At 63.0% G+C, this 16,920-nt stretch carries 14 protein-coding genes; 7 read left to right on the top strand and 7 right to left on the bottom strand.

The genetic code is table 11. The features are described from left to right. Positions 1 to 15: 15 nt before the first annotated feature. The 3 genes from ACYVM5_RS08475 to ACYVM5_RS08465 all read right to left on the bottom strand — a co-directional run bounded on the left by ACYVM5_RS08475 (position 16) and on the right by ACYVM5_RS08465 (position 4,095). Positions 16 to 1,053 carry a LacI family DNA-binding transcriptional regulator gene (locus ACYVM5_RS08475; protein ID WP_460617696.1) on the bottom strand — a complete coding sequence of 346 codons (1,038 nt, stop codon included), beginning with the start codon at positions 1,051 to 1,053 and terminating at the stop codon, positions 16 to 18. Positions 1,054 to 1,301: 248 nt separating this feature from the next. Further along, a complete protein-coding gene (locus ACYVM5_RS08470) occupies positions 1,302 to 1,910 on the bottom strand; it encodes a pentapeptide repeat-containing protein (protein WP_460617695.1) in 609 nt (202 codons plus the stop codon). A gap of 94 nt (positions 1,911 to 2,004) precedes the next feature. Beyond that, positions 2,005 to 4,095, bottom strand: coding sequence for an ExeM/NucH family extracellular endonuclease (locus ACYVM5_RS08465; RefSeq protein ID WP_460617694.1), 2,091 nt, complete (start codon positions 4,093 to 4,095; stop codon positions 2,005 to 2,007). Positions 4,096 to 4,285: 190 nt separating this feature from the next. Here ACYVM5_RS08465 and ACYVM5_RS08460 point away from each other — a divergent pair, with 190 nt between their 5' ends. Beyond that, on the top strand, positions 4,286 to 5,629 hold the full coding sequence (locus ACYVM5_RS08460; RefSeq protein ID WP_460617693.1) for a Gfo/Idh/MocA family protein: 1,344 nt from the start codon (positions 4,286 to 4,288) through the stop codon (positions 5,627 to 5,629). Between the two features lie 136 nt (positions 5,630 to 5,765). Beyond that, positions 5,766 to 6,185 (top strand): hypothetical protein, encoded by a 420-nt coding sequence (locus ACYVM5_RS08455; RefSeq protein ID WP_460617692.1) that lies wholly within the window; start codon positions 5,766 to 5,768, stop codon positions 6,183 to 6,185. Positions 6,186 to 6,206: 21 nt separating this feature from the next. Here ACYVM5_RS08455 and ACYVM5_RS08450 read toward each other — a convergent pair whose 3' ends face one another. Further along, positions 6,207 to 6,914 carry a DUF1345 domain-containing protein gene (locus ACYVM5_RS08450; RefSeq protein ID WP_460617691.1) on the bottom strand — a complete coding sequence of 236 codons (708 nt, stop codon included), beginning with the start codon at positions 6,912 to 6,914 and terminating at the stop codon, positions 6,207 to 6,209. Positions 6,915 to 7,048: 134 nt separating this feature from the next. After that, positions 7,049 to 8,293: a diaminopimelate decarboxylase family protein gene (lysA, locus tag ACYVM5_RS08445; RefSeq protein ID WP_460617690.1), complete on the bottom strand. Its 1,245-nt coding sequence runs from the start codon at positions 8,291 to 8,293 to the stop codon at positions 7,049 to 7,051. 48 nt (positions 8,294 to 8,341) lie between these two features. Here lysA and ACYVM5_RS08440 point away from each other — a divergent pair, with 48 nt between their 5' ends. After that, positions 8,342 to 8,890 (top strand): DinB family protein, encoded by a 549-nt coding sequence (locus tag ACYVM5_RS08440; protein WP_460617689.1) that lies wholly within the window; start codon positions 8,342 to 8,344, stop codon positions 8,888 to 8,890. Positions 8,891 to 8,951: 61 nt separating this feature from the next. Here ACYVM5_RS08440 and ACYVM5_RS08435 read toward each other — a convergent pair whose 3' ends face one another. Continuing rightward, positions 8,952 to 10,043, bottom strand: coding sequence for an NADH:flavin oxidoreductase/NADH oxidase (locus ACYVM5_RS08435; RefSeq protein WP_460617688.1), 1,092 nt, complete (start codon positions 10,041 to 10,043; stop codon positions 8,952 to 8,954). Positions 10,044 to 10,614: 571 nt separating this feature from the next. Here ACYVM5_RS08435 and ACYVM5_RS08430 point away from each other — a divergent pair. From ACYVM5_RS08430 to ACYVM5_RS08415, 4 genes are all read left to right on the top strand, one after another. Further along, on the top strand, positions 10,615 to 11,526 hold the full coding sequence (locus ACYVM5_RS08430; RefSeq protein ID WP_460617687.1) for a prephenate dehydratase: 912 nt from the start codon (positions 10,615 to 10,617) through the stop codon (positions 11,524 to 11,526). Positions 11,527 to 11,659: 133 nt separating this feature from the next. After that, complete coding sequence (locus tag ACYVM5_RS08425; protein WP_460617686.1) at positions 11,660 to 12,838, top strand: pyridoxal phosphate-dependent aminotransferase; 1,179 nt, start codon at positions 11,660 to 11,662, stop codon at positions 12,836 to 12,838. Then, on the top strand, positions 12,835 to 13,680 hold the full coding sequence (locus ACYVM5_RS08420) for a prephenate dehydrogenase (RefSeq protein WP_460617685.1): 846 nt from the start codon (positions 12,835 to 12,837) through the stop codon (positions 13,678 to 13,680). Before ACYVM5_RS08425 ends, ACYVM5_RS08420 begins: the two co-directional genes overlap by 4 nt. A 213-nt stretch (positions 13,681 to 13,893) precedes the next feature. Then, on the top strand, positions 13,894 to 14,964 hold the full coding sequence (locus tag ACYVM5_RS08415) for a chorismate mutase (RefSeq protein WP_460617684.1): 1,071 nt from the start codon (positions 13,894 to 13,896) through the stop codon (positions 14,962 to 14,964). A 174-nt stretch (positions 14,965 to 15,138) separates the two neighbouring features. Here ACYVM5_RS08415 and ACYVM5_RS08410 read toward each other — a convergent pair whose 3' ends face one another. Then, the gene (locus ACYVM5_RS08410) at positions 15,139 to 16,902 is read right to left on the bottom strand and encodes a T9SS type A sorting domain-containing protein (RefSeq protein ID WP_460617683.1); all 1,764 of its coding nucleotides are present in this window, start codon (positions 16,900 to 16,902) and stop codon (positions 15,139 to 15,141) included. Positions 16,903 to 16,920: the final 18 nt, after the last annotated feature.

Raw genomic sequence — 16,920 nt, 5'->3', positions numbered from 1 at the left:
GACAGGCGAGAGCCACTACCGCCGCTTTTGCGAAGACTCGCGTACCAGTAGCTTGGGTTTCAGTACGATGGGTTTGGGTGGGCCGGTGCGGTTGGGGCCGCTTTTCAGCATTTTTTGCAGCAGCTGCACCGCCGTTTTACCCATTTGCTCGCAGCGCTGGTCCACGCTGCTGAGCATGGGCTCGGTGAGGGAGGTGAACATCTCGTTGCTAAAGCCCACGATGGCCACGTCCTCGGGCACGCGCAGGCGCTGGGCTTTCACCACTTGCAGGGCGCCCACGGCCGCCAGGTCGTTGCTCGAAAACACGGCGTCCGGGCGCTGGGGCAGCTTCAGGAGCTGGCGCATGGCCTGGGCGCCGCTCTTTTGGTTCATGTCGAAGCAGGCAATCAGGTCCTCGTCGATGGGCAGGCCGTGGGCCGTAAGGGCGTCGCGGTAGCCCTGGTGGCGGTTTTTGTGGATGCTCAGGTGCAGCGGGCCGGTGAAGTGCGCAATGCGCGTACAGCCCTGCTCGATGAGGTGCGTCACCACCTGGTACGCGCCCTGGTAGTCGTCAATCACCACGGCGCTCACGTTGCTGCCCTGGAAATCCTCCACCATGCGGTCGAAAAACACCAGCGGAATGTTCTGCTGGCGCACGGCCTCAAAATGCTCGAAGCTCTGCGTGGTGTTGGCCAATGACACCAAGATGCCCTCAACCTGCGAGTTCATCAGCAGGTCAATGTTTTTCTGCTCCTGCCGAGCGTCTTCGTTCGACTGGCAAATCATCACGTTGAAGCCCAGCTTGGCGGCTTCGGTGGCGATGCCGTTCACCACCAGCGGGAAAAAATGGCCGGTGATGTGCGGCACCAGCACGCCCAGCGTGTTGCTGCGGCCCCGGCGCAGGGCGGCGGCCAGCTGGTTGGGCTGGTAGTGCAACTCCTCGGCCAGCTTACGCACGCGGGCCTTGGTGGCCTCGCTCACGTCGTCGTGGTCGGAGAGGGCGCGGGAAATGGTGGAGGGCGAGAGGCCCAGCGTTTTAGCCAGGTCGGTAATGGAAGCGCGGCGATTGGCCATCTGGTCGTTGTAGCGAAATGAGAAAATACCCGCGCGCCGGCCAGTAGGGCCAACGGCAACAGGTTCTGACCCGGCCGATAACGTGGGCCCGATGGCCCAGCCGTACCACAGCGCGGGATGCTGACAATTAACCGAAAGTAAGGGGCCGTCTGTTCATCACACGGCGGCTTTCGGGCATAGATGGGAATTCTATCGCAATCTACTAGCCGAAATCGAAACCGGAAGTTCAGCCGTTGCCAAAGGACAGGCTATTCGACCACCAGATTGTACTTGGCTACCACGCCCAGCAGGCCGTGCAGCGTGAAGTGCGCGCCGGTGATGACGTTGCTTTCGGGGTCGATAACGAAGCCGCTGGCGCTGCGAAAGTCGGCCTCCGCCAGCCGCGTGTTTTGGAACACGGCCCCCGCTAGTGCGCAGTCTTGGAACACGGCTGCCGAGAGGTCGGCATCGGCAAAATCGGCTTCTTCCAGCGGGCAGCCTACGAAGCGCGTGCCCGGCATCACGCGGCCCGCAAACGAGGCGTAGCGCAGCTGACACTGGTCGAAATGCACGCCGAACAGCATGTCGCGGCAAGCCGTGAACTGCAGGCCCAGCAGCTTGCAATCGGCGAAAGCCACATTTTGCAGGGCCGTGCCCGCCAGCTTGGCCGAGCTCAGGTTGCAGTGCTCAAACAGGCAGTCGGTGAAGCGCAGCCGGCTCAAATCGGCCCCGCTGAAATCGCAGTTCACGAAGCGAAACTCATCGAACTCGGTGTGGCCCCGCAGGTGGCGGGCATCCCAGCGCTCAGCCACGTTGTCTTCGGGAAAATGAGTGGGTTTGCGGAGGACAGTGGGCTTGCGGCGGGGCTTAATGGCCATTGGGGCGGTTTTTATAAACAAGAAGAACGTCATGCTGCACGCAGCATGACGTTCTTCTTCACAGATTCGAGCGAGTCATTTTGCCTAGGCAAAGCTACAGCTTCACCACGCGCTGCACCTGGCTGAAACCGGCCCCGCTCAAACGCAGCACGTAGGTGCCGGCCGCCAGCCGCGCCGTGCGCAGCCCGATTTCAGCCTGCAACTCCTCGGCCGTGCCACGCAGCGTGAGCAGGCGCTGGCCCAGGGCCGACACCACTTCCAGCGTCATGGGCTGGGCCGGAAAACCGCTGAGGCGGAGGTTGAACGCGCCGGGTGTTGGGTTCGGAAAAACGTCGATTTTTCCGCCCGTGGTGGCCTTTCCGGTGGCCGTGACGGTGGTGCGGAAGTTCAGCCCAATGAGCACCGGGTCGTGGTCCGAGGAACGGAAAGGGCTGGTAATGTCGGTGGCCGCGCCGGCGATGTCATACTCCAGGAATTCGGGCTCACTGGCGTTGATGTGCCACTTTTCCACGGCCGCGTGGCCCACCAGGTTGCCGCTGAGCACGGCATGGTCGAGGCTACCGCTCAAGCCGCTGAACAGGTAGGAGGCGCTGCTGGCGGGGCTGGGCAGCACGAAGCCGGCGGCCCGCAGAATGTCCATTGGGTCTTCCTCGTAGTTGGCGTTGTAGTCGCCCACGCTCACCACGTAGCGCGTGCCGGCGGGCTTCACGGTATTGTTGATGAACTGCACCAGGCCCGTGGCCTGGCCCTTGCGGCGCAGGTTGGAGGGGCCCTGGCCGTCGCCCTGGTCGGCGTTGGCGCCGGTGCCGCTGGCCTTCGACTTGAGGTGGTTGACGACGAGGGCAAACGTGTCGCGGGCCGCTGCCGTGGCGCGGTTGGTAATGAAAATCTGAGCCAGCGGCGGCCGCTCAAAAATGCCGGTTGCAGTAACCAGCATGGCCGGGCCGGAGAGCGTCACGGCTGCCGGCTTGTAGAGGATGGCGCAATGAATTAGGTCGGTATCGTTGGGCTGGGCGTTGGCCCCGCCGTCGTTCACGAAAGCGTAGGTGCCCGCGCCCATGAGCTGGTTCAGGCCATTCACCAGGTCCTGCACGGCCGAGTTGGCCCCGGTGCCGTCGTTTTCCACTTCCATCAGGCCCACCACGTCGGCGTTCATCTGGGAGATGGCGACGAGGATTTTGCTGCGCTGGCGCTGGAAATCATCAAAGGTGAGCGCCCCGCGTGAGGTGGGGAAGCCCGCGCCCAGGCCGTTGCCATTGAAGAAGTTGAGCACATTCATGCTGGCAATTTTCACGTCAATCGGCCCGAAGGTGGGCACCGGGGGGCGCACCGTCACAACGTTTGGCGCGTCGGCCCCGGCCAGGGGCTGAATGCGCCATTTGCTGTTGCCGTAGCCCATGATGCCGCGCAGGCTGGCCACGGTGCTGCCCGCCCGCACGGTTTGGGTGGCGGCGTCGAGGTAGGGGATGGGCGTGGGGTTGGTGGTGGCGCGGCCGTCATCCAGCAGCAGGCTTTTGTTCACGTTATCGGCCTGGTAGGCGTTCACGGCAGCCACGTTGGTGGTGCCGCTGCTGCTGGTGCCGCTGGCGGGGTTGTCGTTGGGGTCCACAAATTGCGTGGGCTGGTACACGAGGCCGCGCAGGGAGATATTCAACTCGCCGCGCGATTTCAGCGCCGCCACATCCGACACCGTGACGGGAGCCGAAAACTGCACCCGCATGCCTTCGAACTGCTCGGCATCGGCCATCAAAAACGTGGTGTTGTTAATAACGGAGAAAGCCGGTTGCGGGCTGCTGGCCGCCAGAACCGTGATGGTGGGCGCGGTAAGCACCGCCTGGCTGTATGAAGGCGAGGCCGGGCCTTCCTGCACCGTGCCGCTGATGCGCAGGCGGTTGCCCACGGCCACCGTGGGGTTGGTTTGTACCACAAACAGGGCGTCGGAAGTGGCGGGGTTGCCGTCGGCGCTGGCCGCGTCGTTCTGGATGTAGAAGCCGGCCGGGCTCAGGTCGGCGTACACACCCGTTACCACGCCCTCGATGGTGTAGGTGCCCGCCGTGGCCAGCGCCCCGGTGCCCTGGATGGTGCCAATGGGCGTGACCGTTTGGGCCTGCGCCAGGGCCGGGGCCAGGCTGCCGGCGGCTAAAGCAATAGCAATGGGAAAAAACGAGCGGGTAAAAACCTTCATCAGCAAGTCGAAAAATTAAGAAAACCCAATGCGGGGCTATAAATATACTAGCGTTTCGGTGGTTGGAATCGATTGCGTAGCATGGGGGCACTAAGCTCAACCATGCGGCGGCGCGCGGCAACTCTGGGCAGGCCCCGGCACGTAAGCAGTGCTGCTGATACTAAATCCCTGCCTTTCGCCGCCAAAAACCATGTTCCAGGAAAACACTGCTTTCAATACCGCCTACAGCGCCGAAGCCGAAAACGGCTACGATGAGTCGCGCCGCCACTTCATCAACCACGCCGGGCGGGGGCTGCTGGCCGTGGGCGTAGCCAGTGCCCTGCCCATTGCCGCGGCCGAAGCCCACAAAGCCGTCGAAGCCGCTGCGCCGCCCGTCACCGGCCCGCTCGACATCAAGCTGCCGCCCTTGGAAGCGCCCACCGACCCCAAAGGTGCCGAACCCCTCAACCCCGACGCGCCCGACCGCCGCGTGGGCTACGCGCTGGTGGGCCTGGGCCACCTCACACTCAATGAGATATTGCCCGCCTTCGGCAAAAGCAAGCACGCCAAACCGGTGGCTCTGGTGAGCGGCGACGCCGACAAAATGGCCAAAGTGGCGAAGCAGTACGGCATTAAGGCCAGCAGCTGCTACTCGTACCAGACCTACGACAAAATCAAGGATAACCCCGAAGTGGAGGTGATTTATATCGTGCTGCCCAATTCCATGCACCACGAATTCACCATTCGCGGCGCGAAAGCCGGCAAGCACATTCTCTGCGAAAAGCCGATGGCCAACTCGGTGAAAGAGTGCGAGGAAATGATTGAGGCCTGCAAAAAAGCCGGCAAAAAACTCATGATTGCCTACCGCATTCAGTACGAACCGCTGAACCGCCAGGTGCAGAAGCTGGTGCGCGACAAAACCTACGGCGCCACCAAAATGCTGCAGATGATGAACACCCAAAACCAGGCCCACGACCAGCAGTGGCGGCATAAAAAAGCCCTGGCCGGCGGCGGCTCGCTGCCCGATGTGGGCCTGTACTGCCTCAACACCACGCGCTTTTTGCTGGGCGAGGAGCCGACCGAGGTTTCGGCCCAGATTTACAGCACGCCGGGCGACGACCGGTTCAAGGAAATCGAAGAAAACGTGAGCTTTACGCTGCGCTTCCCGAGCGGTGTGATTTCGCAGTGCATGACGGGCTACGGCTCTTTCAACAACAAAAGCTACACGGTGTATGCCGAAACCGGCAGCATCGAAATGGACCCGGCCTTCCCGTACCATGGCCTGCGGCAGGAACGCACCCACGCCCCCGGCGGCAAGCAGGTAAAGGAAGTGCCCAACGACCCGCAGAAAGACCAGTTTGCCCTCGAAATGGACCACATGGCCGAGTGCGTGCGCCAGAACAAAACGCCCTACACGCCCGGCGAGGAAGGCTTGCAGGACCAGCGCATCATGGAAGCCATCTACCAGTCGGCCCGCGAAAACCGGCCGGTGAAGCTGCCCGCCGTGGCCAAAATAGACGCTTTCCGGGGCGAGGCTCCCAAGGACGAAGCCTAAAGTCCGAAACGACGGCCGTAGCGTTAGAAAAACCACCCGGCCAATAACATCGGCCTCGGTTTGCGGTTTAAGCCAGCGGACTGCCGCCCAGGCCAGCGCCCGGCTGGGCAGTCGATTGTGCTTTGTTGCTGTTTAATTGATGCTTATCCCCGGTCGTTCTCTGTATTTTGAAAATAGCGCCGGGCGCATTTGGGAAGAGCCCGCCGGCTTCATCCGGTTGGAGTACCGGGCCGGCGTTCGCGAGGCCGTTCAGTTTCGGGCGTTGCTCACGCACGCTGCGCAAGCCATGAAGCGCCGCAACTGGGATAAAATGCTGGTCGACCAGCGCGACATGTCCCCTTTTAACCCTAGCGAGCAGGACTGGATGACCAACGAATGGCTGCCGCGCGCCGTGCACGAAAGCGGCTACCGCTACGGGGCCATCGTGGTGGCTCACAACGTGTTTACCCGGTTGGCTACCAATCAGTTCATCATGGCTTCGCGCAGCCTGCCCCACACCTACCGCACCTTCGAAGCCGATGACGCGGCCGCCGCCTGGCTGCTGGATTGTCGTTAGCAGCCAAGCGTTTCACAGGTTTTATAGTAGCCCCGAGATGATATTAATGCTCAGGGCCAGAATGGTGGTGTTGAAGGCAAAGGATAACATGCTGTGGAATAGCACCAGCCGCCGCATGCGCAGCGTGGTCACGGTGACGTCGGAGGTTTGGGTGGTCATGCCCACCACGAAGGCGAAGTAGACGAAATCCCAGTACGAGGCGGGCGGCGCGCCCGCAAATACCAGCCCGGTATGCCAGGCATTCTCCTTGATATCAGGCAGCAGGCTGAAATAGGTGTGGGCATAGTGCAGCGCAAACAGCGTGTGCATCAGGCACCAGGTGCCCACTATTGCCACCGCCGATACCAGGATGTGCTCGATGCGCTCTTCCATTGGCAGTTGCCGGATGTCGTGCAGCAGCAGCAGCACCGCCACAATACAGACGGTGCAGCACAAAAACGTGACCACCAGCAACAGCGCCCAGGTACGACTGGGGTGCAACGACTTCACAATGCTCCGCATATCGGCGAAGTGCGTCTGCAGGATGGTTGCCCAGCTGATAGCCAGAGTGCTCAGCACAAACCCATCCCAGGCCACGAGAAACCGGGTTGCGAACTTGAAATCGGTGGGGGCCAGCCGGTAGGAAACGACCGCGACGCCCAGGGCCAGCAGCAGCTGCAACAGGCGCGCCACCAGGCCCCGGCGCGAATGCCGCAACGCGGCGCGCATCGTTACGACAGCAGAAGCCATAGCCGAAAAACCGCTGGTGAACCATCGGACCGTCGCGTCCCTGCCCGCCAACGGCAGGCGGGGAAGCCACACCAAGATAGTGAAAATAGCGCGTCTTGAATATTGGGCTTGCCGTCCGGCGGGGGCGGCCCGGGTTAGGCGGCGGGCACCGGCTGGGCCGGCGTTTCGGCCGCCACGTCAATCTGCCCGGCCAGCAGGTCCTCAAACGTCTGGCGCTTGCGGATGAGGCGCAGCTCGCCGGCCTCGGTCAGCAATACTTCGGCAGGGCGGGTACGCGAGTTGAAGCTGCTGCTCATCTCGAAACCGTAGGCCCCGGCGTTGTGGAAGGCCAGCAGGTCGTTTTCGTGGATTTCGGGCAGCAGCCGGTCCCAGGCGAAGGTATCCGTCTCACAGATGTTGCCCACCACGGTGTACAGGCGCTCCGAACCCTTGGGATTGGTCAGGTTGCTGATGTGGTGGTAGCTGTCGTAGAACATGGGCCGGATGAGGTGGTTGAAGCCCGAATTCACGCCCGCAAACACCGTGGCGGTGGTTTGCTTCACCACGGCCACGTTCACCAGCAGGTAGCCGGATTCGCTCACCAGGTATTTGCCGGGCTCAAACCAGCATTCCAGCGGGCGGCCGTATTCCTGCTCGAAGGTTTTGAAGGCTTCGGCCACCTGCTTGCCCAGGGTGGCTACGTCGGTTTCGGGGTCGCCGGGCTTGTAGGGCACTTTAAAGCCCGAGCCGAGGTCGAGAAAGTCGAGGTCGGGGAAACGGCCGGCGGCGTTGAACAGGATTTCGAGCGAGCGCAGGAACACGCCCACGTCCTTGATTTCGGAGCCCGTGTGCATGTGCAGGCCGCGCACGTGCAGGCCGGTGCCCTTCACCACGCGCTCTAGGTGGCGCATCTGGTGGATGCTGATGCCAAACTTGGAGTCGATGTGGCCGGTTTGAATTTTGTAGTTGCCGCCCGCCTCAATGTGCGGGTTCAGGCGCACGCACACCGGGTACGAGCCGCCGAACGTGGCCCCGAACCGCTCCAGCAGCGAGATGTTGTCGATGTTCAGATTTACGCCCAGCTCCTTGGCTTCCACCAATTCCTCAAACGTTACGCTGTTGGGCGTGAACAGAATGTCGTCCGGCGCGAAGCCCACGTGCAGCCCCAGGCGTACTTCGTTGATGCTCACGCAGTCAAGGCCCGAGCCCAGGCTGTGGATATGTCGCAGAATGGTTACGTTGCTCAGCGCTTTACAAGCGTAGAAAAACCGGGTTTTGTGGCCTGCGAAGGCTTTCACCAGTTTCTTATACTGCCCCGTGATGGTGGCCGCATTGTACACGTAAAGAGGGGTGCCGAACTGGTCGGCCGCAGCGCGCAGCGCATCGTTAATTCCTGACATAATCACAAAAGTACGGCTTAAGCAGCCGCTCCGAATAACGTACAACCAATGAGTAGCTCAACGTTCCCCGCCTCCTCACCGCCCGAAACCCGCGAAGTCTGGCTGCGCGGCCCGCTGCCCGACGTGCCGCCGCTGCTTCAGCCCATCGCGCACGCCCTGCTACAAGCCCGGGAAGAACTGAATGCCGCGATGCAGAATTTCCCGCCCGCGCTGCTCAACGAGCGGCCCGGCGGCGTGGCTTCGGTGGGCTTCCACCTCCAGCATCTCGCCGGCGTGCTCGACCGCATTTTCACCTACGCCCGCGCCGAGGCACTTACGGAAAGCCAGTTGGCGGCTCTGGCCGCTGAGAATCCACCGCTGACAATTGAGGTAGATACTTTGCAGAAGCTGGTACAGCGCTTCGATGACCAAGTTGATAGGGCATTGAAGCAGCTTCGGGCCACCGACGACTCCACGCTGCCAGAAGTGCGCGGCGTGGGCCGGGCGCAGTTGCCGTCCACGGTCATCGGTTTGCTGGTGCATGCTGCTGAGCACACCACGCGCCACCTGGGCCAGCTGCTGGTGACGGCAAAATGGGTTGTAGCGCGGACTTTGTAGTCCGCGCCCCCAGCGCAAACCCAAACGGCGTGAGGACGCGGACTGCAAAGTCCGCGCTACATTATCGTGGGCCAGCCGCCGAAGCCACCCGCGGCTTGGCGCGCTCGTACTGCGCCGGCCACGGCACCTCCACGCCCAAATCCTGGGCCGCGAAGAGCGGGAAATACGGCTCGCGCAGAAACTCCCGCGCCAGCAGCACGATGTCGGCCTGACCACTGGCTACGATGGCTTCGGCCTCGGCCGGGGTGGTGATGAGGCCCACCGCGCCGGTCAGAATCCCGGTTTCTTCCTTGATGCGCTCGGCAAACTGCACCTGATAGCCGGGGCCCACGGGGATGGGCGCTTTGGGCACGTTGCCGCCCGTGGAGCAGTCAATCAGGTCCACGCCGCGCACCTTGAGCATGGCCGCCAGCTGCGTCGATTCGTCGGCGTTCCAGCCGCCTTCGGTCCAGTCCGTCACGGAAAGGCGCACGATGAGGGGCAGGTTTTCGGGCCACACCTCGCGGGTGGCGGCCACTACTTCCAGCAGCAGCCGGATGCGGTTTTCGAAGGTGCCGCCGTATTCGTCGGTGCGCTGGTTGCTCAGCGGCGACAGAAACTCGTGCAGCAAATAGCCGTGCGCCGCGTGCAGCTCAATCACCCTGAATCCCGCCGCCAGCGCCCGCTGAGCGGCGGCCCGGAAATCGGCCACTACTTTCTGAATGCCGGCCGCATCGAGGGCCACTGGCACCGGGTAGTTGTCGTTGAATGGCACATCAGTGGGGCCAACCACCGGCCAGCCACCTTCATTCTCCGCCACCACGCCCTCACCCGACCACGGCCGGAAGGTGCTGGCTTTGCGGCCGGCGTGGGCCAGCTGCACGCCGGGGGCGCTGCCCTGGGCCGTGATGAAATCGTTGATGCGCCGAAGCATGGGCACGTGCTCATCCTTCCAGATGCCGAGGTCTTCGGGGCTGATGCGGCCCTCGGGCGACACGGCCGTGGCTTCCTGAATAATGAGGCTGGCCCCGCCCACGGCCCGGCTGCCCAGGTGCACGAGGTGCCAGTCATTGGCAAAGCCGTCTTCGGCGCTGTACTGGCACATGGGCGATACCACGATGCGGTTTTTGAGGATGACGCTGCGCAGGGCGAGGGGTTCAAAAAGCTTAATCATAAACAGGATGCTGAGGAATATGCGAAGCAGGATAAACCCATTTTGGGGCGTTTGGGTTATGATGAAAGTTATCTGTCATCCTGAGCGCAGCGAAGGAACTTATCGCCGCTGAACGAGCAATTAAACGTGATAAGGTCCTTCGCTGCGCTCAGGATGACAGGTACTTGAAATTTGCTTTTCCCCAATCCATTCCTACCTTGCAGCTGCAAACGCACTTAACCATGTTCCAGACGAGCTACTTTTTCGGCTATTATACCTTCTACGCCACCGCGTAGAACGAGCCGCCGTTTGTAGCTAACTCCCGCAAACTTCTCCAGCGCCGCTCGTTCTTCGGGAGGCGCTTTTTTAATGTCCGGTTTTTCAATGACCACCCTGCACAACGTCTTTTTTTATTACGCCAGCTACTTCTTCTATTCGAAGAAGACGGCCCGCTGTTGCCCGTGTTAACCACCACACGACACGCAACAACCCAGGGCCATCGCACAAGCGAGGCCCTTTTTTATTGCCTACTCGGGGAAAAAGGAGGAATAAAAACGCAACAAATACAGAAGTCAGTCAGGCACTAATTACCATGCACCAAGCACCAAAACACGTTTCCATTCAGGGTTTCCAGGGAAGTTTCCACGAAGTTGCGGCCCGCCGGTATTTCGGGGCGCAGCCGGCGTTGCTGCCCTGCGCCACTTTCGGTGCGGTGGTGGCGCAAGTGGTGAATGGCACCGCCGAAGCCGGCCTGATGGCTATGGAAAACTCGCTGGCCGGCAGCATCCTGCCCAACTACCTGCTGCTGGAGCGCCACGCCGTGCGCGTGACCGGCGAGGTGTACCTGCCCATTCATCAGCACCTGCTGGCGCTGCCCGGCACCACGCTGGCCCAGGTGCAGGCCGTGCACTCGCATCCCATGGCCCTGCGCCAGTGCGGCGAGTTCCTCGACCGCCACCCGCACTGGAAGCTGGTGGAAACCGACGACACCGGCCACAGCGCCCAACTCCTGGCTGAGCAGCGCACCCCCGGCGTGGCCGTGGTGGCCGGCGCCCAGGCCGCCGGGCAGTTCGGCCTGCAAATCCTGGCTCCCGCCATCCACGACGACCCGCACAACTACACCCGCTTCCTGGTGTTGGAGCGTGCCGAAACGGCCGCCACTAACCCGCAAGCCGATAAGGCCTCACTTTATTTCTGTGCGCCGCACGCGCCGGGCAGCCTCGCCGCCGTGCTCACCCGCGTGGCCGCGCACGGGCTGAATCTAAGCAAGCTGCAATCGTGTCCCCGGCCTGGGCAACCCTGGCATTACGGCTTCCATGCCGATGTGGAGTTTGACGAAATGCGCCAGCTGGAAGCGCTGCTGCAGGATTTGGAGCCTGTGACAGAAGAGCTGCGGGTGCTGGGAGCCTACCGGCGCGGCAGCATGGCCGAGGCGATGGGCGAACAAACTCCCCTCCTTACCAAGGAGGGGACGCCAACGCGAAGCGTTGGCTGGGGTGGTTAGGGCGTTGAACGGGGCCCGCACGAATTCAGCGCTATTGCCCAATGCCTACAACCACCCCCGTTTTCGCTGGCGCGAAAACATCCCCTCCTTGGTAAGGAGGGGATGTTGCCCCACCTCGTTTCAACAAGTAACCATGAACGTATCCATTGCCAGCCGCCTGGCCCATACCGGCGAATACTACTTCTCGCGCAAGCTGCGTGAGTTGGCTGCGCTCAATGCGGCCGGGGCCAATATTATCAGCCTGGGCATTGGTAGTCCCGATTTACCGCCGCACCCCAGCGTGATTGCGGCGCTGGCCGCTTCGGCGGCCCAGCCCGGCGCGCACGGCTACCAGAGCTACCAAGGCACGCCGGCCCTGCGCGGCGCGATGGCCGGTTTCTACCAGCGCCACTACGGCGTGGCGCTGGACCCGGCCACGGAAATCCTGCCGCTACTGGGCTCAAAAGAGGGTTTGATGCACATTGGGATGACCTTTCTGGAAGCCGGCGACGCCGTGCTCATCCCCAATCCCGGCTACCCAACGTACCGCGCCGTGGCCGAAATCTGCGGGGCCGATGTGCGCGAGTACGACCTGACCGAAGCCGCCGGCTGGCTACCCGACCTTGATGCGCTGGCCCAATCCGACCTCTCCCGCGTGAAGCTCATGCTGGTGAATTACCCGCACATGCCCACCGGCACGGCCGTCGATTTGCCGTTTCTAACGCGCCTCGTGGCTTTTGCCAAAGCCCACGACATTCTGCTGGTGCACGATAATCCCTACGGCTTCATCCTCAACGAAACGCCACCTGTGAGCCTGCTGGCCGTGCCCGGGGCCCGCGAAGTGGCCATCGAGCTGAACTCGCTCAGCAAGAGCCACAACATGGCGGGCTGGCGCGTGGGCCTGCTGGCCGGCCGCGCCGATGTCATTGCCGATGTCCTCCGCTTCAAGAGCAACGTGGATTCGGGGATGTTTCTGCCGGTGCAGCAGGCGGCAGTGGCCGCCCTGGCGCTGGGCGATGACTGGTTTCAGGAGCTAAATGCCACCTACCGCGCCCGCCGCGAGCTGGTGGTCGAGCTGCTGCACGCGTTGGGTTGCGCGCCCGCGCCGGGTCAGACAGGTCTGTTCATCTGGGCGGCGGTGCCGGCCGGTTTCGCCGATGGCTACGCCCTGAGCGATGCCGTGCTGGCCGAGGCGCGGGTGTTCCTCACGCCGGGCGGCATTTTCGGGAGCAACGGCAACGGCTACATCCGGGCCAGCCTGTGCCAGCCGGAAGCGCTGCTGCGCGAGGCATTAGAGCGCATTCAGGTTGCTTTTCAATTTGTCAAATCATGAATGTTACTGTAATCGGTCTGGGCCTCATCGGCGGCTCACTGGCGCTTAGCCTGCGGCAGCACGGCCTGGCGCAGCACCTCATCGGCGTCGAGAATAACGCGGCCCACGCCCGCCGCGCTTTGGAGTTGGGCCTGGTCGATGAAATCGAAACTGACCTGACGGCCGCCGTGCGCCGCGCCGACCTCGTGGTGGTAGCCGTGCCCGTGGATGCCATGGTGGCCGTGCTGCCGCCGGTGCTGGATATCCTCACGCCGCAGCAGGTGGTTATCGACGTGGGCTCAACCAAGCAGGGGTTGCTGGCGGCGGTGGCCGGACACCCGCGCCGGGGCCGTTTCGTGGCCGCGCACCCCATGGCCGGCACCGAGCATTCGGGACCGGAGGCGGCGGTTTCGGGCTTGTTTGAGGGGAAAACGGTAGTGCTTTGCGACGTGGAACACAGCGATGCCGATGCTGTGCAACTGGTCGAGAAGCTGTTTCAGGCGCTGCCCATGCGGCTGCTATACCTGGATGGGGCCGACCACGACGTGCACACGGCTTACGTGTCGCACATCTCGCACATTACCTCCTTTGCGCTGGCGCTCACGGTGCTGGAAAAGGAGAAGGAGGAGCAGCGCATCTTCGATTTGGCCAGCGGCGGGTTTGAGTCGACGGTGCGGCTGGCCAAGAGTGCGCCGGCTACGTGGGTGCCCATTTTTCGACAAAACCGGCTCAACGTGCTCGATGTGCTCGATGAGCATTTGCACCAATTACAACACCTGCGCGAGCTGCTGGCCCGCGAGGACTACGACGGGCTGGCCGAGCAGATTCGGCAGGCCAACCACATCCGGAAGATTCTGCCGTGAGGGTAACTCCCCTCCTTGCCAAGGAGGGGATGTTCGAGCCGAAGGCTCGGACGGGGGTGGTTGTGGCGTTGAACGATACCCGTAGACCCGCTCTTGCGCAAGTCGTTCAACGGGTTCAACCACCCCAGCGTCCGCTTCGCGGCCGCGTCCCCTCCTCATCTGAGGAGGGGAGTTTTTCCATAACCCAAAAATTAAATACCCATGAATCCAACCATGAAATCCGCCTTATTCAATCGCCAGCCCGACGACAAGCCCTACCTCATCGCCGGGCCGTGCTCGGCCGAGACGGAGGAGCAGGTACTCGAAACCTGCCAGCGACTGGCTGCCACCGGCAAGGTGCAGGCCCTGCGTGCCGGCATCTGGAAGCCCCGAACCAAGCCCGGCGGCTTCGAGGGCATCGGCACCAAAGGGCTGCCCTGGCTCAAGAAAGCCAGCGAGCTGACCGGCCTGCCCGTTGCCGTGGAAGTGGCCACGGCCAAGCACGTGGAAGACTGCCTGGCCTTCGGCGTGGACATTCTGTGGGTGGGGGCGCGCACTACGGGCAACCCGTTTTCGGTGCAGGAAATTGCCAATGTGCTGCGCGGCGTGGACGTGCCGGTGCTGGTGAAAAACCCCATTCACCCCGAGCTGGAGCTGTGGGTGGGGGCCGTGGAGCGCCTGCAAAAGGCCGGCCTCGCGCACGTGGGCCTCATTCACCGGGGCTTTTCGAGCTACGGCAACACCGATTTTCGCAATGCGCCGATGTGGCACCTGCCCATCGAAATGAAGCGCCGGATGCCCGAGATGCCCTTGCTCTGCGACCCCAGCCACATCTGCGGCCGGCGCGACACGCTGTTTGCCGTGGCCCAGCAGGCCCTCAACCTGGGCTTCGACGGCAACATGCTGGAAAGCCACATCGACCCCGACCACGCCTGGAGCGACGCCAAGCAGCAAATCACGCCGGAAGTGCTGCGGGACCTGATTCAGGACCTGGTGTGGCGGCACGAAACCACCGACCAGCGCGAGTTCCTCACCGCTCTCGCGGGCCTGCGCGAGCAAATCAACCAGCTCGATGCCGAGATTATGCAGCTGCTGGGCCGCCGCATGGCCGTGGCCGAGAAAATCGGCCTCTACAAGAAGGAAAACGACATCACCATCCTCCAGACCAGCCGTTGGAATGAGGTGCTGGAACGCGCTCAGCGCCAGGGTGCATCGGTGGGCCTCACCAGCGAGTTTGTGGAGCAATACCTGGCCGCCGTGCACCTGGAGTCTATTAATCGCCAGAACAAGGTGATGGAAGGGTAGGAATTTGTCATTGCGAGGCGAAGCCGAAGCAATCCGTCCTGTACAATGTGAGAAGCCCCGGTACTATGCAGTGCCGGGGCTTTCTGGTAAAAGGAAAGGTTTGGTTTCGATAGGATGGATTGCCGCCGCTTGACTCGCGAAATGTCGTGCCTCCTCGCAACGACATTGCGTTGCTTACTCCACTACCAGCCGGCGGGCGGCCGTGTTCCGGCCAGCTTGTACCTGCACGGCGTAGATGCCGGCGGGTAGTCCGGCAAGGCTCATTTCCTGGCGCAGGCCGGCGGTGGGCAGGGTCACGGTAAAGGTGCGGAGGGCCCGGCCCATTGCATCGCGCAGGGTGAGGGTAGCCGTGGTGGTGCCGGGCAGGGCGGGCAACGTAAGCGTGGAAGTGCCGTGGGCGGGATTGGGGTAGAGCGCGAAATCCGAACTGCTCAGGGCCGAAGTGGTGGCCGTAGTGGTGAGGGCAGCAGGGTCGACGAGGTGGGCCAGGAAGTTAGTGGACTGGCCGGCCGAGGAGCTGCTGAGCGTCTGGCTGCCGAAGGTGGCCGTGTTCTGGAAATTGCCGGTCAGGTACATGCGCGTGCCGCTCATGGTGATGCACGAGGCGGTGGTGTTGGTGGGGCTGCCGCCGCGCTGCGACCAGTCTACCGTAGCGGAAGGGCCGTCATCGCTGAGGCGGGCCACCAGCGCGCCGCCGCTGCCGGCGGCCAGCGTGGTGCCACCGATGGTGACCGTGCTGCTGGCAAAGCTGCCCGCCAGATACACGCCGCTGGTGCCGTAGAGGGCCAGGCCGGTGCCTTTGTCATCGTCGGTGCCACCGGCTTGTCGGGCCCAGCTCCAGACGGCGGTGCTGCCGGCGTCCTGCACGGCGGCCACGAAGGCATCGGTGGTGCCGTTGGGGCCGGCGTTGGTGATGGTGTGGCTGCCCATCACCAGGGCCGTGCTCGACAGGGTGCCGGCGATGTAGATGACGGGGCCGTTCACGACCAGGGCATTGCTTTGGTCGCTGCCCGAGCCGTTGGCCCGCAGGGCCCACTGCCAGGTGCTGCTGCTGCCGGCATCATTGAGCTTGGCCAAAAAGGCATTGGAGGCCCCGCCGTTGGGGACGGTGGTGGTGCCGAAAGTGGCGTTCTGGCCCCCGATGGAGCCGGTGGCGTACAAGCTGGCTCCGTTCAGGGCAAGGGCATTAACATACTTGCTGCCGGAGCCCGTGATGGCCTGCACCCAGGTCACGCTGGCGCTGGTGGGGCCATCGGTCAGCTTTGCCACAAAACCGTCGTAGCCCACGCCGGCATTAGAGCTGGAGAGCGTGGTGCTGCCAAACTGCGCGGTGGCGCTGGCAAACTGCCCGCCCACGAATACGCTGGTGCCGGCCACGGCCAGGGCGTTGGCCGCGTCCTGACTGGTGCCGCCGAACTGCTGCGCCCAGTCGACAGTAGCCGAGGAGCCGGTATCGGTGAGGCGCGCTACGAAGGCATCGGTGGTGATGGAGCTGGCGCTGCCGTAGTTGGTCAGGTTGGTATTGCCGAAGGCGGCGGTGGGGCTGATGAAGGTGCCGGCCACGTACACGCGGGTGCCGCTCAGGGCCACGGCCGTTACCTGGTCGAGGTCGGAGCCGCCGAAGCGGTAAGCCCACACAAAGGCGCTGGTGGCCGGGCTCCACTTGGCCACGAAGCCATCGGTGCCGCCGGTGCTGATGAGCGTGGTACTGCCAATGGTGACAATGCCGGAGAAAGACCCCGCCACGTACAGGTCGCCGCTGAGGTTGGAAGTCGTGCTTTTAATGGATAGGTTGGAGCTGCCGCCGCCCACTACCAGGGCCGACTGCCAGAGGGGGGCAGGGGTTTGGGCCTGAGCCGTGGGACCGGCCAGCAACCCGGCCAGCAGCAGTACGCCCGCCAACCGGCTGCCTAATAAAAAATTGATAACGTATTTCATTTTAATAAGAGATATGCA

It is taken from the genome of Hymenobacter ruber (assembly GCF_054783255.1).
This window is presented reverse-complemented; position numbering and strand designations above follow the sequence as displayed.

Bases quoted from the DNA above. Each gene is read 5' to 3' on its own strand.
- ACYVM5_RS08475 (WP_460617696.1), bottom strand. From the start codon at position 1,053: ATGGCCAATCGCCGCGCTTCCATTACCGACCTGGCTAAAACGCTGGGC.
- ACYVM5_RS08470 (WP_460617695.1), bottom strand. From the start codon at position 1,910: ATGGCCATTAAGCCCCGCCGCAAGCCCACTGTCCTCCGCAAACCCACT.
- ACYVM5_RS08465 (WP_460617694.1), bottom strand. From the start codon at position 4,095: ATGAAGGTTTTTACCCGCTCGTTTTTTCCCATTGCTATTGCTTTAGCC.
- ACYVM5_RS08460 (WP_460617693.1), top strand. From the start codon at position 4,286: ATGTTCCAGGAAAACACTGCTTTCAATACCGCCTACAGCGCCGAAGCC.
- ACYVM5_RS08450 (WP_460617691.1), bottom strand. From the start codon at position 6,914: ATGGCTTCTGCTGTCGTAACGATGCGCGCCGCGTTGCGGCATTCGCGC.
- lysA (WP_460617690.1), bottom strand. From the start codon at position 8,293: ATGTCAGGAATTAACGATGCGCTGCGCGCTGCGGCCGACCAGTTCGGC.
- ACYVM5_RS08440 (WP_460617689.1), top strand. From the start codon at position 8,342: ATGAGTAGCTCAACGTTCCCCGCCTCCTCACCGCCCGAAACCCGCGAA.
- ACYVM5_RS08435 (WP_460617688.1), bottom strand. From the start codon at position 10,043: ATGATTAAGCTTTTTGAACCCCTCGCCCTGCGCAGCGTCATCCTCAAA.
- ACYVM5_RS08430 (WP_460617687.1), top strand. From the start codon at position 10,615: ATGCACCAAGCACCAAAACACGTTTCCATTCAGGGTTTCCAGGGAAGT.
- ACYVM5_RS08425 (WP_460617686.1), top strand. From the start codon at position 11,660: ATGAACGTATCCATTGCCAGCCGCCTGGCCCATACCGGCGAATACTAC.
- ACYVM5_RS08420 (WP_460617685.1), top strand. From the start codon at position 12,835: ATGAATGTTACTGTAATCGGTCTGGGCCTCATCGGCGGCTCACTGGCG.
- ACYVM5_RS08415 (WP_460617684.1), top strand. From the start codon at position 13,894: ATGAAATCCGCCTTATTCAATCGCCAGCCCGACGACAAGCCCTACCTC.
- ACYVM5_RS08410 (WP_460617683.1), bottom strand. From the start codon at position 16,902: ATGAAATACGTTATCAATTTTTTATTAGGCAGCCGGTTGGCGGGCGTA.